This window comes from Microcoleus sp. (assembly GCF_049646505.1).
In the GTDB taxonomy this organism is placed as follows: domain Bacteria; phylum Cyanobacteriota; class Cyanobacteriia; order Cyanobacteriales; family Microcoleaceae; genus Microcoleus.
Window position 1 is genome coordinate 1 of record NZ_JBARVX010000594.1, and the last position, 14,153, is coordinate 14,153.

Here is a 14,153-nt window from a genome sequence, read left to right on the forward strand (position 1 = left end):
GTGAAGTCATTGTCTGACCTCACTGAAATTCAGAGCGATTTATTAAGCGTAGTGGATAAGTCGATTATGTCAAAGAGATCTGGAGATATCAATCAAGCCTTCAAATACTACGATCAAGTATTTAGTCATAATCAAACATGGTTTATGCTTTGGTACGGTCTTGCCAAGCTATTATGCCTATTTCGAGAATACAGAATGGCTTTTGCGTGCATAAAAATTTGCACTTACTTATACCCAAAAATGTGGAATGGCCGTCAATACCATTCTGATCCTAATTTGTCATACCATTATGGTCAAATATATTCTTTGGCCATAGCTGGCGAAGAAAATGAATCTTATCTCAAGACACTAGGTCGTCCCCTTGATACAATAATAATAGCAGATTCTAACGGAAAAGTTATAGCAAATTCTCCTGTCGGCAAAGTAAAAGTAGTCAAGCCAGAATCGCTCTCTTCAGATATCAAAACGTAGGTAAAAGGTGATAGTCACAACATGGTAAGGATTAAAGTTGTTGATGTTGGTCGTTCTGGTAATCCTGAGTATGCTGAATATACCCAGGCACAGATTGAACAGTTCTACTCCACAATCGTCACAGTGCTTACAAGAAACTTGATGCCTACTGCTGATGATTTTATTGAGATAGTTTTAGGTGCTTCTCTTGCGTGTCACGACTGGCGCAAAGATTTAAGTTTTGTTGGTGCTGTTGAACAAGTTGTACAAGATATAGAAAGAACTATGGGAACAGGATATTGACATGGGAAAAGCAAAACGCCGCAAGCAAACTCCTAATTATAGGAAGCCTACTTCTCAAAATAAACCAACAAGCGTAAAAGGGAGCACTGAAATACATAATATAGATTTCCCAATAACACCGAAAAAAGCTTGTGAATTAAATAAAAGGCTTAGGGAAAAAGGATGGGGATTGTTTTACAAAGAATTCATGAGTCAAAATAATATGCTTACATCCCGGTACTATAGAACCGAGGTGATACTAAGTACGAGTTTTTACATGGGGGCTAGCAAGTTTAGTGTTGAGGGAAAAGACTTTTATGTTCCAATTGTCTGTTTTAATCCCCAAAGTAACATAGTCAAGGTACTGGGATTGAAACACGACGAAATTGTTCTTGTGTCTGGTTTTCAATACTTCGAGCAGATTCAAAAGAAGCTTGTAATACCAAAATTTTTCGGTTGCGTAAAAATGTTAAGTAAGAATATTATACCGGAGTATGGATATGTGGGAAATTATAGTTGGCATTCTTTTGATGGGAACGAATCAGACGAAAACTCTTTGATTATAAATACTCTCAGAAATTCGGAGGACAATCAAGAAGAAAAAGTTAAAACTCTTACAGAAAGAGAAGAGTTAGGGATATCAGCAGATAGATTACTAATTACAGTAAAGGTATATTACCCAGATGAACATGAAGGGCAAAAATGCCAAGAAGTTTTAGTTTTTTTGCTAAAAAATGGGATATTTGATGACCATATAAGTTATGACCATAGAATTACTACGATAATTAATGAAAATTTAGGTGATAATTGGTTGAAAATTAGTTGTACAAGTGGGTTCTACTCCAGTTCCTACTGTAACCCAAGAAGTTAGAACGGACAGCAAAGCTGGTCTTCAAAGCAGAGCTCAAGCCTGCTCGCCCAAACTGAGAGCTACTAGACAGGGAGGATATCAAAATTATGGTAAACGCACAGAAAGCGCCAAGTTGTACGATCGACAAACTCAACAATATACTGTTACCATAATTATTACAAATGCTATGAATTGAGCAAAATTTTGTTCTGTGATGTCAATATCTCAGGGATCGATTCTTAGTTTCTCTACTTTGCTCTCTTAGCGGTGCGGTGCGTCGCTGTGAGATTATTGGTGGTGCTTCCAGATTTTTGGTGGCGACACACCCTACTAATTGGGTGCGGTGCGTCGCTGCGAGATTGTTGGTGGTGCTTAGAGATTTTTGGTGGCGACGCACCCTAGGATTGCTATATATATGGCGGCACGGATTCCCATGATTTAATGATATGTCAAGGGCGCGAAAATGTCAAGCAAAATTGTAATTTTATTGCCCAAAATTTTTGCTCTAATTCGATAAGCCGATCGCACTTATTACTTAACTTTCACATCTGGGCCGGCCGGTGGTTGTTGTCCGGTGCGGAAAACAACGACTCCGTTTTCCAGAGCAACTAAATCTATTTTAAGCGGGCCGGCGATGTAAGTGACATCTGTGGCGATCGCCCGAACCTCCAGCGATTTCTCGTACTGCTGCAATCGATCGATAAAACCACCTAAAGTTTCAATTCGACTGTCCGCAACTTGGACTCTGCCGCCGACAACTCCGATCAAGCGAGCGCGAAATTGACAAGCTTCGATCAATTGCAGCAACTGCACCCGCACCTGTTCGTTTGTCAAAGTCACCGGATCGACAGCAACCGCTGCAATCACATCTCCGGCGCGGAATACAACTCGATTGATTTCGGCTTCGGCAAATACCTTAATTACCTTTTCTTCTCGCAGGTAATTAGCGCCGGCGACTATTCGCACCACGTAGTCTTTACCGTCTTTAATCTGACTGATTAATTGATCGATTTCTGCTGTAGTAATTTGAATAACCTGTTTGGGAACCTTGGCATTTTCCGGCTGCATCAGTTCGACGGTGGTTTTATTTGCTTCTTGCAACAGTCGATCGATCGCCCGACTCGCCTTACCCGGTTCCTGGATGCGAACAACGCCAGCAGCTAAAATTTGACCGCGCCTGATCGCAACTGTACCCTCGCGGATGGCCTGAAAATCCCGTTCCAAAACTTGCACTTGCTGCTGCAATAAAGTTTGTTGCTGTTCGAGTTTAGTTTGTTGCTGTGCGAGGGTTTCTAAAAGAGCTTCCCTCTCGGCAATTACTTTGTCCCTCTCCACAATTATGCGATCGCGATCGGCAAGATTTTGCACCCGCTGGGCAATTTCCTTGTCCCGCTGGGAAATTAGTTCGTTGCGATTGACAATTTCTGCGTCTCGCTTGGCAATTGCTTCCTCCCGCTGGGCAATTTCTGCGTCTCGCTTGGCAATTTCTCGATCGCGCTGGGCAATTTGAACTTTCACCTGCTCTCGCTGCTCGATTAACTGTTGGCGTTCCGCTTGCAGTTGGGCGATTTCCGAACTCAAAGCTGTTTTTTGATCGGAAACTGTTTTCAATTGGTTCTCAGTGCGATCGAGCTGAGCTCTTGTAGTCGATCGGGCAGTTTCCACCAGTTTCAACTGTTCTTCGGTGCGGGATTTAGCTGCTTCCACGCTAGCAAGCTGTTCTTCCGTGTCCGATTTAGCTGCTTCTACCTGACTTAACTGCTCTTGGGTTTTAGACTTGGCTGCTTGCACGCTGTTGAGCTGGGCCCGCAGCGAGTTTAATTTTGCTTCTGTCCGAGCTTGCTCGGCATTAGCTGCTTGGAGCGATTGATTAATTTGCTCTAAATTGGCTTTAGCTTGCGCTTGAGCGGTTCTGGCTCCATTTAATTCAGTTTCAACTCGATTTTTTTCTTGACTGGTTTCTTTGAGCTCTCTGCGGGCTTGGTTGAGCCTTTTTTGAATCTCATCTATTTGAAAAACTCCGGTTCGCAGAGGCTTGCTGGTAGCAAACAAAATGGCCAAAGTAATTGCTGACAGGATGCTGCCGGCCATCACTGTCACCACAACAGCAGTGTCGCGGGGGCGAAGTTTGAACAAACTCAACCTTGCCTTGCCGACTTTCGTCCCAAGACGATCGCTGACAGTGGCGATCGTACCCCCCAACACTAAAATTACAAATACCAAGATGTATCCAGCAGTCATTCCGATTTTAAATTTAGGATGGTGGATTTTGGATTGAATCTAAAATCCAAAATCCAAAATCCTATATTTTCTCGGCATCAAGTGAATTGCTGGCTTAAGGCCACCGGGTTGTGGACAGTGATCTTTTTCTTGTGGATCGAGATCATAGTTTCTTGTCTGAGATCCCCCAGCAAACGAGTCACAGTTACCCGCGTCGAGCCGATCGCTTCGGCGATCGCCTGGTGGGACAGCTTCAAATCAATCGTAATCCCATCCGTACCGGGCACGCCAAAATCCCGGCACAGAATCAGCAAAAAGCTGACGAGTCTCGAACCCATATCTCGGTGTGCCAGCGTTTCGATCATCATCTCCGTTTGCAAAATCCGAGAAGAAAGTCCCCGCAGCAAAACCATAGGCAATTCTGCGTCTTCCTTGAGAGCTTTCTCGACTTGTTCGATCGGCAGCGAGATCAATTCTACCGGCGTAAACGCTACCGCGTGGTAAAATCTGTCCGAGCGGTGTCCCGTAATCAGAGACAGCACGCCGAACACGCTGTTTTCCCGCAGGAGCGCCACAGTAATTTCTTCCCCTGCTTCATACACCCTAGAGAGCTTCACAGCGCCTCTAAGCAGAACGTAGACGCGCTCAGCCGGGTCTCCAGGGAAAAAAATTGTCTTGCCCCGTTCAAAGTTTTCCACAATGGGCGGAAACGCCCCGCCGCTGATTTGGCGGAACACGGCTGCTAGCGGTCTATCATTTGTCACGACTAGATCCTTTGTACTAATCAATAGTTTATAACTTGCCGATTAAGCTTATTGAGTAAATATACTGACCAACCTCCAATGTCCAGGGATTCTGTTACAGCCATCTAATGTTAAGTTAAACACACGCTGTATGATATTAAATCTAGCCTTTCTCTTAACTTTTTCAATTCCGCCCCGATCTAGCTCCACAGCAAAATCAATCTCAATTGCGTCTCAATTGTGTCTGAATCAGTTAAACCTGAATCAGTTGTGTCTAAACTGGCGGGGTTGTCGGATCTAGCGAACGAGAACGGTGCAAGTTGCTTCGAGAAGAAATACAGATGATAGATTTGACCGGAAAAAATGCTCTTGTTACGGGCATTGCCAACAATCGCTCGATCGCCTGGGGCATCGCCCAGCAGCTCCACAAAGCAGGGGCCAACCTCGGCATAACTTTTTTGAAGGATGAAAAAGGCAAGCACGAGCGCAAAGTCGCCGAACTTGTCGAACCGCTCAATCCCAGCCTGTATTTGCCCTGCAATGTCCAAAACGAGAGCGAAATTGAGTCTACTTTTCAAACCATCGCCGACAAATGGGGCAAGTTAGATATCCTGGTTCACTGCTTGGCCTTTGCCGGCAAGGACGAACTTTCAGGAGATTTCACCAACACCTCCCGCCAAGGCTTCTCCAATGCTTTGGATATTAGCGCTTACTCGCTGGTGCGGCTTTGTGCTGCGGCTAAACCGCTGATGGCGGAGGGCGGCAGCATTATCACGCTGACTTATTTGGGCGGCGTGCGGGTAGTTCCTAATTATAATGTCATGGGCATTGCTAAGGCAGCTCTGGAGATGAATGTTCGCTATCTGGCGGCGGAACTCGGCCCGTTAAATATTCGGGTAAATGCGATTTCTTCGGGCCCGATTCGCACTCTGGCTTCGTCAGCAGTTGGCGGCATTCTGGACATGATCCACCACGTTGAGGAAGTGGCCCCGCTGCGGCGGACTGTAACTCAGCAGGAAGTGGGAAATGCTGCGGCTTTTCTGTGCAGCAATCTCTCTAGCGGAATTACGGGTCAGATTTTGTATGTGGATGCGGGTTACGAAATCATGGGAATGTAACAGTTAACAGTTAACTGTTGACAGTTGACAGTTGACAGTTAACAGTTGACAGTTGTCAGTTGTAAGTTGTCAGTTGTAAGTTGTCAGTTGTAAGTTAACTGTTAACAGCTAACAGCTAACAGTTAACAGTTGTCTGCTACAAAAGTGCTAATCCCAAATTACTAATTATCAATAACTATGAATGACAAATTGGGAATTATGGAAATAATCGATCGCCCTCCAGTACCTCCTGCAAGTTCGGTTCAACCAGCCAGGGCCGCGTTGGTGAAACGCACGACACTGGAAACGGATGTCACCGCCAGCCTCAATCTCGACGGCTTGGGAACTTGCAAAGCGTCTACGGGGATTCCGTTTTTAGACCATATGTTGCAGCAGATTGCTTCTCACGGATTGATCGATTTGGACGTACAGGCGATCGGGGATTTGGCGATTGACGACCACCACACCAACGAAGATGTGGGAATTACCTTGGGCCAAGCGCTAGCAAAAGCTGTCGGAGATCGATCGGGCATTTCTCGCTTCGGCCACTTCATCGCACCTTTGGATGAAGCATTAATAGAAGTAGTGCTAGACTTTTCGGGACGGCCTCACCTAAGTTACAATTTGCAGATTCCAAATCAACGCATTGGCACTTACGATACCGAGTTAGTGAGAGAGTTTTTTTCAGCAGTGGTGAACCACACTCAGATGACACTGCATATTCGACAGTTGGAAGGGATTAATTCTCATCACATTGTAGAGGCAGCATTTAAAGCATTTGCGCGAGCTCTGCGGATGGCCGTAGAAATCGATCCCCGGCGCGCCAGTCGGATTCCCAGTTCTAAAGGAGTTTTGTAGGATCGGGTTTGCAGTAGCGCTTCTGGGCTGCTGCAAACTTGTAAATCAAAATATATCTGCGATGTAGTTAAAAACACCTTGACTTCCCTCGCCGTACTTGCCGATAAATCGATCGATTAGTCGATCGCTACACCTTTCTATAGCATCAGCAATAGAACTTTGTGCTAACACTTGACTGGCAGATTGACGCAAAACTTCAAACAAATTTACAGTAAAATCAGTATCTTCACTGACAAAATCCCACAGTTCTCGACCGATCAAAGTGCTCATTTCAGAATTCGGCAGAAGTTGCTTCAGCAGACCAAAAGTTACAGTTTTATTAGTTCTCTTGCCGTAAGCTATACCAATATAAGCGCGATCGCCTGCATTAATTTTTTCCTGAATTTTGTCAGCCCAATATACTATCTGGTCTTTATCCATATCATTCGGGCCGCTTTTGACCTGTATCCAACAGCGATCGCCATCACTGGTAGTTTTGATTGCATCCCATCCTGACTTACCGGGCGGACTTTCTGCACTTTCAGAACAAGATATCAAGAGTTTTTCAATAAAAAACCCCATAGAAGTAACAATAGACCTAGTAGCCGCCATATAAACATTAAGTCTGACAACTTCTGCTGGAGTATCAAGATTTAACGCCCTAATTAAAAATGGGTTGGGATGAATTTTTTCTAAAGTCAGATTATCAACCATAGCTAGCTGCCGCCTTGTAAAGTCCCGACAGATACTAGCTAGAAAATTTTCAGCTATAGTAAGTTGCAACGAAAGCTTACCTGAAGATGTAAATGCTAAAATGCGTTCAATCTCATCGGGAGTAAATTTAAGAGCTCTTTTGCCAGAAATACTGCTGATACCGTTTCTAAGTGTTTCTGCTGTCAAACTAAGAAATTCTTCTAAATCTGCAAAGTGTCCAGCGAAAGATTGAGACTTTCTGGCAGGTAATCCCACTTCTTTTTCTAAGACAAACGTTAACAATTCATGAAGTTGATCTGACACTTTTATGTATCCTAAAATTAAATTCAAGTTTTAGTTATGCGAACAAAGAAAGTTGCTCAAATATTTCTCGCCCTTGTACTCGATCGCCTTTAACGATCTGGAAAAGATATTCACCGATCGCCTTTCCCAATAATACAGGAACCGCATTCCCAATCTGCCGATATTTAGAAGCTGTTGAACCATAAAAAACCCAGTCATCGGGAAATGTCTGAATTCGCGCGCACTCTCTGACGCTCAAAGGACGCAATTCATCAGGGTGGCACATATCTGTAGCCTTTTGATGGGGGCTTGTTGTGACAGTAGGTGAAGGTTTCTCCCACGCTAAGCGTCGATAAAAACCAACTTTACCGCCTTCCGATTTATATGCCCCTCCCATTGCTGCTGCTTTTAATTCGCTGGGTAAATCCTTCCAGTTTTGACCGGCGGTTAACAAACGCAAATACTTGAGACGATTTTCTGAGTAAGGGACAAATTCTGGCTGAGGGTCAACTAAATCTTTTAATCCTTCTCTAAGTGTCAGCCATTTGGGTTTTTTACCAGTACCTTTTTGACTGTGAGTTGGCAGGGGCAAAGTAACTGAATCATTACTTTTATAACCAATAAAAATGACTCTCTCTCTACATTGAGGAACGCCATAATCAGCAGTATTTAGCAAATCATACACAACTTCATAACCAATTTGTTTCATTTCTGCCAAAATCACTTGTAAAGCTGAACCAGACATCTCATCAGGTTCTAATTGCGGGCAACCTAAACCTCTGCGATCGTGAGAACGATGTCGAATAGGAGATGACAGCAACCCCTTAACATTTTCCATGATAAAAAAGCGTGGTTTGATTTCGTCAACAATGCGTATGAACTCCATAAATAAGCTGCCGCGCGGATCGCCAACAGACCCCCGTTTTCCGGCTGTGCTGAAGGGTTGGCAGGGGGGGCCACCAGTCACTAAATCTACTTCATCAGCGCGCAGAGGTCTATTTAAACCTAAGATTTTACCCGCTTCTTGCAATAGGGTGTGGGCGTTAACTTGGCAAATATCTCTCGGTACAGTGCATGGGGATAAGTGAGGACGATTTATAGAGATAGTTTTGGTAGCATCAGGTTCTATTTCTACTAAACTTACTGTTTGAAAGCCTGCTTTTTCGAGTCCTAAATCTAAACCGTAGGCTCCAGCAAAGAGGCTAATAGTTATCGGTTTGTTGTCAATCAAAGGTTTTAGCCTCAAAATTAGGTATTGCTGGAATGAAAATTGTACTTTACTAAAATCCAAATGCAAGAGCATCCAGCATATAATTACCCTTCTCCTGCCCAAGTTCTTGGTATATATCCAAAAGTTCTTCGTAGGCAGTCTCTCCTCCTATGATATTCCAAAACTCCTGTCCCATAATTATAGCTTGATCGAAAGGCGTGTACTTCCTTGCCACTGACCATTTATAATCAGAACGATTTGGGCCGTAAGGATTGTAAGCCATAGCATAGTAAGATTGAGCATCGGGGCGAGACTGTCCGCACAGTAAATGATATCTCAGCAGTCGTTGAATTACCTCCAAGCATTGTCCTTTGTTGGGTTTTGACCCTTTAATTTCAAAGAAAAATTTCCTCCCGTCACGGGATAGCACGTACAAATCTGCTTTGACTGTGACCGATCGCGTAACTAAATGGTTAGTTTTGGGAGCCTCAAGAACAGCTTCTATCATTTCTTCAAAAGCAGGTTTATTTGCATTTTTGTCGGCTGACTGCTCAAATAGCGCTATCTGACGCTCAATTTCATGGATAGCCTCTATGCTAACTTCGCCAGAAATTTCATAGCTTCTGCTTGCTTCTTGGTGATGTTCCAAAGCAATGAGTTTTGCACATTCTTCATAGGTTGTGCCCAAGTGGCTGCTGAAAGCTCTTTCAAACTCGTTTATTCGGAGCAACTCTGACGGGACGAGCGCAGTTTGTAATAGTTCCGATTGTTCTGTAGAGGATGGGGAAGATAAATATGCTGCTGGAATATCAAGTTTCGGTATTAGCCGTCCTCTGTATTCATTGACAAGATTTTCGATGAAAACTTCTAAGTATGCTTTGATGATGGCGCGTGTAATTGAGCTAATAGCTGACATTATTTTACTGCAAATATTCTGCTGACTAAACTTGTTGAAAAGTGTAATACCAAATCAAGCTTAAATATCCCCCTTATTTCTTAGTCCGCGGAGGCGGACTTTGTTTGTGTAGTTGCGGTTTCAACCGCCGAACTATCTATCGAGGGGGTAGCTCAATCTATCCAAACTTCGTCAAGAACCGGAAAGCATCCAGTACGTGACTCGCGCAAACGTAGGGCGAAGTATTGTAAAAACCTTGCCAAGCAGCCGCCTTATCTTCATCGTACTTTTCCGCTCTTTCCGGATGTTTTCCTTGCCAGTTCAAACGCACCGCGTGACCGATTAAGACATCTAAAACGATGTACTCTTCTACTTTCAATTCTGGGTTGCGCCGACCAATTGCCGCCAACTCCATCAGCGCCTCAATATTCACTTGTCGGTATTCCGGCGCTACAATTTTGTTCAGCAAATGCTCGATTTGGAGCGCAAAATTCTTTTCTCCCGGTGTCATTTCCGCTAAAATAATATCGCTATCTAAGCGATTTCGACGCTCTAATTTATCGCCAATAATCAAGCCTTTGCAGTGCCGCAGCAATCCCCAAACAGTCGGATAAAAATCCTTCGGCACGCGATTGACAGTACCTTCCATCTGCCGCTTCCGCCGCCATCCTCCCCCAGGCATTTGCAGTTCTTCGGAAACTGGCGCTACTACCCATTCAATATCTTTTTCCGGCTGTTTGACGCGCAGGGATTCTTGCTGTTTGAGGATTTGATTCATTTCCTCGTATTCTGTCAATACTTGGCGCAGGCGATTTTTAATTTCAAAGGGACTTAGCTGCATTAAATATTCGTAAGCTTCATTTTGTGTAACTCCCAATTCGCGGGCTAATTCGCTTGTCAGCAGCAGAATAAAGTAGCTAACTCTCAGCGTCAGCAACCCTTTAAATAACTGCGGTTCGGCTTTGATTAACAAGCCTAGATAGATGAGAATTTCTTGGGTGAGAACTCGCTCGCGAATGTCTTCTCCACAGAATTCTCGAATTTTGTCCATCACTTCTGTATAAGAACCCGGCCGCGAAATCACCGAATCTTCGCTGTAGGCTTTCCCCACAGCAATCTGTTTTTGCCGCACCAAAATGTCTGTCACTGCATCTGACAAGCTGATATCAACTTTGTCCAGCAAGCCTGCGGCATGGCGGATGACTGCCCATTGGATTTTTGATTGCGAACTTTCCCCGGATTTTGTATAAACTTCGTTCAGTAAATCCACAACTTGTACTGTTGCTTCCGCACCTCCAAATCCTGTATCGAAATAGAGTCCTTTGAGGCGGACTAACGTGTGCAGCAACTCAATCTGTTCGTACAAATTTTCTGAATCTCGCAGGCTATCTAGCAAGAATTGAGTATTAGTTTCGCACTCTAATTTGAATTCTTGGGTGTGACCCAAAGGCCAAGTTTTTTCGGGATTGTAACTCAGATAGCTGCGGGTTTCTGCTGCACCAGTCACCGGAGATTCGGTGAATTCAAAATCGTGCATGAAATCTATTCTTTCGGTGCCTGCGGTCAGCATTAACTGCTTGAGATTTCCCAGTTTGACAGGGGTGTTGTTGCAGTGTCCGTCGCGGAGTTCTTTCATCAACTCTAACAAGGCTTCTGGGCCGGTTTCCAGCATGGTGCGAGTCAGCATTAGCGTTACCGTGGGCCGTCCCAACTGATACCAGTGGCAGTGAATGTGAGCTATTTCGCTTTGGATTTTTGATACTAGAAAATGGTAGTCTAGAGTTAGGTAAAACTCTTGTCTGTCCAAAAATGAGGGGAGAAATACGATCGCCTCTTCGCGAATTTTAAACACCCGAGAAGTTGTCAAACTCCGCAGACGGCGCACGGGGCGGCCTGTTAAGCCTAGTGGGTCGCTGCGTCCGATTTGCGTGTAAATAGCTGATAATTCTTTAGTCTGGCGGACTTGAATTGGTTCTACCTGTTTGGGGGTTTGTGTTGCAATATTATTAGTGGCTAATTGTGCTTGCAAATCTTCGTCTTCTGCTAATAGGGCAATTTGCACTAAAGGTTCTCTGTGTTGGCCCACTGACAGGTGCCTTCCCAGCGGGTCAATATCACCAACTGCGATTAATCCTTCGTTAAGTAATTGACCGAGAAAATACAAACTTTGCGCCCAAACTAGGGGAACATTTTCATTGGGGAGGCGCTGCTGGCTGCGGGGATTTAATTTTTCTGCTTCTATATTTTTGGCGGGGACGTAGTACAATTCGGGTAGCAGCGGCAAACCAGAGCGATCGACTGCCAGAGATGCCAAACGCTGCTGGTACTCTTCGATTTGAGCTTGATTGTCTTCAAATATGCCGTCCAAGAACAAATAAGTGAAAAATAGCGGCCACTCGCATTCTATATGCTCGAACTGCTTTAATTCTGTGGGTTCGTAATGCAGGCGATCGACATCTTCTAAAACTGTTTGGTGTCCGTCCCGCAGAAACCGCTTGCAGCCATACTTTCCTTGCAATTTGTCAATAATCTTATTTCTCGTCCGCGCTACTAATTCTTTGTCTTCAACCGCAAAAGCCGGAAAACTAATCACGCTCAATAAAGCAGCGTCTACTTCTTTTGAACTAGATTCGCGAGGCAAAAGCGATTCCAAAGTAACGCGGCTTCTGGCAATTTCATCGGGTAAAACGTGAATTACCGATGTTTGAGAACCGTTAACCCCGAACAAATCCAATCCATTTATTGCTTCCAGCGCTGCTTTTGCCATGCCAACGGAACTGGCGTTCAATTCGGCATTGCCGCGATTAATTTTATGACCTCTTTCCCAAATTCCGTAATCGGGAGTCCGGTAAGTTCTGCCTATGTAGTAAACTAAATTTTGCACGAAATTGACTTCATCAATTGTAAAAATTATATGCAATCCCGAAGCCGTCATTTGAGCTAAAATCAACAAAAAAATAGATGTAGCGTCTAACTGCAAGTGTCCCCACTCGTCATCGCCAACAACAATACTTCCAGTTTGAGTGTTGTATTTAGCGTGCAGGGCATCTAGCGGCAACTGAGTATTTTTAAAACGTTCGACTTTGCTCGATTGCTGCATCATCGCAAACAGCAAGCCGCGCATCAATTTGACTGTGCTGTGTTCGAGTTCAAATGTTCTACCCCGATCGCCGTCAATTTTCCGGTAAGCTAAACCCAAACCCCAAACTGCGAGAATGCTGTACACGTTATCCCGCACCCAAGCATCGGTATAGTCGCCGTGAGCGTTAACGGCGGTACTCGCCGGCAGCAAGCCTGTAATTGGGTTCTGGCGCTTGAGGATGACGTTTTTGATTTGCTGGTAGTAATGATCTAACTTCGTTTGTCGCTCTTTTGTTGCGATCGCCATTTAGTTTTCCTCGGTTTTCCTGATGCGAGCAGAATTGCGGTGAATAGACTTTTAAATATATCAGAGATTACAGCATTTATCAAATTCTGCAAACAAAAAAAGGTGATTGCCATGTCTAGCCGCAACAACAATAATAACCGCGTTTCTTTTGTAAAAATTGTTTACTCTACAGTAAAAATTAATGGTAAAATTGAGCTAGTACCGATGGCATGGTACGCTGACGGCTCTGTCAAAAAAATCGAACACTAATGCTCGATCGCACTTGGCAGCCTAACTCTAATAAACTGGCGCGCCGAGTACAAAAAACCCGGTTTCTGGGTCACGGAATGATGACTTACCAAAATCTTTGTGGCACAAACCGGATTTTTTTCGTCCAAAAGTAGTCTAGCACCGATCGCCAAACTAAGCTAATTTAAACAACTAGGTGTGTAGGAATCTCACAGAAAGAAATATGGATCGATCGCAGCCGCAATTTTCAGTGCTGGGACTACCAGTTCACATATTAGACGATTACGCAGGTTGGCTGATAGAGCGCCTGCATCAAGGGTTGGGAAGTCACGTCGTCACGCTGAATGCTGAAATGGCAATGCAAGCCGAGAAAAATCCGGCTTTAGCTGATGTAATTCGCAAAGCAGAATTGGTGATTCCCGACGGTTCGGGAGTAGTGCTGTACTTGCGGATGCGCGGCAAACCGGCAAGGCGCTATCCGGGGATTGAACTAGCAGAATCGCTGCTGCAACAGGCGGGAAAATTGCCGGATTCCGAACCGATATTTTTCTTTGGAGGTGCCCCCGGAGTGACAGCGAAGGCCGCAGAAACTTGGCAGCAAAAAGTTAACGGCTTGTCGATTGCTTCTCAACACGGCTATCTGAGGGCCGATGAAGAAAAAGACTTCCGCGACAGCCTCAAAAAAATGCAGCCAAAACTGATTTTTGTGGGCTTGGGAGTGCCTCGCCAAGAGTTTTGGATTGCCGAGAACCGACACCTTTGTCCGCAGTCTATTTGGGTGGGAGTTGGCGGCAGTTTCGATATTTGGGCGGGAACCAAAGACCGCGCGCCGGCTTGGTTTTGCGACAATCATTTAGAATGGTTGTACCGACTTTATCAAGAACCTTGGCGCTGGCGACGGATGTTGGCTTTGCCGCAATTTGCATTGAAAGCTTTGGGGAATTTTCGAGGTTAAAA

Annotated in this window: 12 protein-coding genes and 1 pseudogene; 7 read left to right on the forward strand and 6 right to left on the reverse strand. The window is 44.6% G+C overall.

Annotation, left to right across the window (positions count from 1 at the left end):
* The 3 genes and pseudogenes from WBA89_RS27705 to WBA89_RS27715 all read left to right on the forward strand — a co-directional run.
* Nucleotides 1–471 (forward strand): annotated as a pseudogene (locus WBA89_RS27705) (hypothetical protein); the annotation flags it as partial.
* 21 nt (nt 472–492) lie between these two features.
* The gene (locus WBA89_RS27710) at nt 493–753 is read left to right on the forward strand and encodes a hypothetical protein (protein WP_424410848.1); all 261 of its coding nucleotides are present in this window, start codon (nt 493–495) and stop codon (nt 751–753) included.
* A gap of 1 nt (nt 754) precedes the next feature.
* Nucleotides 755–1,603 carry a hypothetical protein gene (locus tag WBA89_RS27715; protein ID WP_424410849.1) on the forward strand — a complete coding sequence of 283 codons (849 nt, stop codon included), beginning with the start codon at nt 755–757 and terminating at the stop codon, nt 1,601–1,603.
* Between the two features lie 510 nt (nt 1,604–2,113).
* Here WBA89_RS27715 and WBA89_RS27720 read toward each other — a convergent pair.
* Nucleotides 2,114–3,823, reverse strand: coding sequence for a DUF3084 domain-containing protein (locus WBA89_RS27720; protein WP_424410850.1), 1,710 nt, complete (start codon nt 3,821–3,823; stop codon nt 2,114–2,116).
* Nucleotides 3,824–3,900: 77 nt separating this feature from the next.
* Nucleotides 3,901–4,566: a global nitrogen regulator NtcA gene (gene ntcA / locus WBA89_RS27725; protein ID WP_194064807.1), complete on the reverse strand. Its 666-nt coding sequence runs from the start codon at nt 4,564–4,566 to the stop codon at nt 3,901–3,903.
* 320 nt (nt 4,567–4,886) lie between these two features.
* Here ntcA and fabI point away from each other — a divergent pair, with 320 nt between their 5' ends.
* Nucleotides 4,887–5,663 carry an enoyl-ACP reductase FabI gene (gene fabI, locus WBA89_RS27730; protein ID WP_424410852.1) on the forward strand — a complete coding sequence of 259 codons (777 nt, stop codon included), beginning with the start codon at nt 4,887–4,889 and terminating at the stop codon, nt 5,661–5,663.
* A gap of 198 nt (nt 5,664–5,861) precedes the next feature.
* Nucleotides 5,862–6,500 carry an imidazoleglycerol-phosphate dehydratase HisB gene (gene hisB, locus WBA89_RS27735; protein ID WP_424410860.1) on the forward strand — a complete coding sequence of 213 codons (639 nt, stop codon included), beginning with the start codon at nt 5,862–5,864 and terminating at the stop codon, nt 6,498–6,500.
* 45 nt (nt 6,501–6,545) lie between these two features.
* Here hisB and WBA89_RS27740 read toward each other — a convergent pair whose 3' ends face one another.
* The 4 genes from WBA89_RS27740 to WBA89_RS27755 all read right to left on the reverse strand — a co-directional run bounded on the left by WBA89_RS27740 (nt 6,546) and on the right by WBA89_RS27755 (nt 12,968).
* Complete coding sequence (locus WBA89_RS27740) at nt 6,546–7,496, reverse strand: PmeII family type II restriction endonuclease (protein ID WP_424410854.1); 951 nt, start codon at nt 7,494–7,496, stop codon at nt 6,546–6,548.
* 34 nt (nt 7,497–7,530) lie between these two features.
* Complete coding sequence (locus WBA89_RS27745) at nt 7,531–8,721, reverse strand: DNA cytosine methyltransferase (RefSeq protein ID WP_424410855.1); 1,191 nt, start codon at nt 8,719–8,721, stop codon at nt 7,531–7,533.
* A gap of 34 nt (nt 8,722–8,755) precedes the next feature.
* Nucleotides 8,756–9,601, reverse strand: coding sequence for a TdeIII family type II restriction endonuclease (locus WBA89_RS27750; protein WP_424410856.1), 846 nt, complete (start codon nt 9,599–9,601; stop codon nt 8,756–8,758).
* 157 nt (nt 9,602–9,758) lie between these two features.
* Nucleotides 9,759–12,968: a glycoside hydrolase family 15 protein gene (locus tag WBA89_RS27755; RefSeq protein WP_424410857.1), complete on the reverse strand. Its 3,210-nt coding sequence runs from the start codon at nt 12,966–12,968 to the stop codon at nt 9,759–9,761.
* Between the two features lie 111 nt (nt 12,969–13,079).
* Between WBA89_RS27755 and WBA89_RS27760 the strand changes: the two genes are divergently transcribed.
* Nucleotides 13,080–13,217, forward strand: a complete 138-nt coding sequence (locus WBA89_RS27760; protein WP_424410858.1) for a hypothetical protein — start codon at nt 13,080–13,082, stop codon at nt 13,215–13,217.
* 202 nt (nt 13,218–13,419) lie between these two features.
* On the forward strand, nt 13,420–14,151 hold the full coding sequence (locus WBA89_RS27765; RefSeq protein WP_424410859.1) for a WecB/TagA/CpsF family glycosyltransferase: 732 nt from the start codon (nt 13,420–13,422) through the stop codon (nt 14,149–14,151).
* Nucleotides 14,152–14,153 lie beyond the last annotated feature (2 nt).

What these genes read in the sequence shown, in the direction of transcription:
- WBA89_RS27710 (WP_424410848.1), top strand. Translation starts at nt 493, where the DNA reads ATGGTAAGGATTAAAGTTGTTGATGTTGGTCGTTCTGGTAATCCTGAG.
- WBA89_RS27715 (WP_424410849.1), top strand. Translation starts at nt 755, where the DNA reads ATGGGAAAAGCAAAACGCCGCAAGCAAACTCCTAATTATAGGAAGCCT.
- WBA89_RS27720 (WP_424410850.1), bottom strand. Translation starts at nt 3,823, where the DNA reads ATGACTGCTGGATACATCTTGGTATTTGTAATTTTAGTGTTGGGGGGT.
- fabI (WP_424410852.1), top strand. Translation starts at nt 4,887, where the DNA reads ATGATAGATTTGACCGGAAAAAATGCTCTTGTTACGGGCATTGCCAAC.
- hisB (WP_424410860.1), top strand. Translation starts at nt 5,862, where the DNA reads ATGGAAATAATCGATCGCCCTCCAGTACCTCCTGCAAGTTCGGTTCAA.
- WBA89_RS27750 (WP_424410856.1), bottom strand. Translation starts at nt 9,601, where the DNA reads ATGTCAGCTATTAGCTCAATTACACGCGCCATCATCAAAGCATACTTA.
- WBA89_RS27755 (WP_424410857.1), bottom strand. Translation starts at nt 12,968, where the DNA reads ATGGCGATCGCAACAAAAGAGCGACAAACGAAGTTAGATCATTACTAC.
- WBA89_RS27760 (WP_424410858.1), top strand. Translation starts at nt 13,080, where the DNA reads ATGTCTAGCCGCAACAACAATAATAACCGCGTTTCTTTTGTAAAAATT.
- WBA89_RS27765 (WP_424410859.1), top strand. Translation starts at nt 13,420, where the DNA reads ATGGATCGATCGCAGCCGCAATTTTCAGTGCTGGGACTACCAGTTCAC.